The sequence below is a fragment of the Ferrovibrio sp. genome (assembly GCF_036381655.1).
Taxonomy (GTDB): Bacteria; Pseudomonadota; Alphaproteobacteria; order Ferrovibrionales; family Ferrovibrionaceae; genus Ferrovibrio.
Genome location: NZ_DASVCJ010000074.1, coordinates 1 through 1,055, shown reverse-complemented (window position 1 = coordinate 1,055; position 1,055 = coordinate 1). Strand labels below are relative to the sequence as shown.

The 1,055-nt window shown below is 64.9% G+C and carries 1 protein-coding gene; it reads left to right on the top strand.

The genetic code is table 11. From position 1 onward, the window contains the following. Positions 1–90: 90 nt before the first annotated feature. Positions 91–1,039 (top strand): IS630 family transposase gene (locus tag VF194_RS16720; RefSeq protein ID WP_330892332.1). Its coding sequence is split into 2 segments (ribosomal slippage): positions 91–431 and positions 430–1,039, totalling 951 coding nucleotides; the frame shifts between segments, so codons are not numbered across the junction. Positions 1,040–1,055 lie beyond the last annotated feature (16 nt).

Below are 1,055 nucleotides of genomic sequence, written 5' to 3'. Positions count from 1 at the left end.
CTAGAGCGTTTTTCGATCTGAAGGAATCTTGTGGGATTCCGTCGAGTCAGCGTTTGTGATTCAAGATGCGGGCTGGAGCAGGAGGCCTGCATGACGAAACCTCTTTCGCTTGATCTTCGGGAACGGCTGATATCGGCAGTCGACGGCGGGATGACGCGTCGCGCCGCGGCGGAACGCTTCGGTGTTGCACCCTCGACCGCGATCAAATGGGCAGATCGGTGGCGGCGGACGGGCGATATTCGGCCGCGGCCGCAGGGCGGGGATTACCGCTCGCACCGGATCGAGGCACATGCTGAGGAGATCCTTGGGCTGATCGAGGAGACGCCGGACATCACGCTCGCCGAGATCGCCGCGTATCTGGATGAGGCGCATGGGCTGAAGGTGGCCCAGAGCACGGTCTGGCGTCTTCTCGACCGTCACGGCATGACGGTCAAAAAAAACCGCGCACGCCAGCGAGCAGCAGCGGGCTGACGTTCTGCGCCGGCGGCGGGCCTGGTTCGAGGCCCAGCCCGATCTGGCGCCGGAGCGGCTGCTGTTCATCGACGAGACCGGCGCTTCGACGAAGATGGCGCGGCGTTATGGCCGGTCGCCTCGGGGCGAGCGCTGCCGGGCGCCAGTGCCGCACGGGCACTGGAAGACGACCACCTTCGTCGGCGCGCTCCGGCTCGACGGCATGACCGCGCCCATGATCCTCGACGGCGCCATGCACGGCGACGCCTTCCTGGCTTACGTGGAACAGGTGCTGGTACCCACCCTCGCGCCCGGCGACATCGTCGTCATGGACAATCTGCCTGCCCACAAGCCGACAGCCGTGCGCAAGGCCATCGAAGCGGCCGGCGCCGAGCTGCGCTTCCTGCCGCCCTACAGCCCCGACTTCAACCCCATCGAGATGGCCTTCTCCAAGTTCAAGGCCTTCCTCAAGAAGACCGCCGCCCGAACCAAAGACGACCTCTGGGACGCCATCGCCCGAGCCATCGAGACCTTCACTCCACAGGAATGCGAAAACTACTTCGCCGCAGCAGGGTATGACTGCGAATGATCGGAAAACGCTCTAG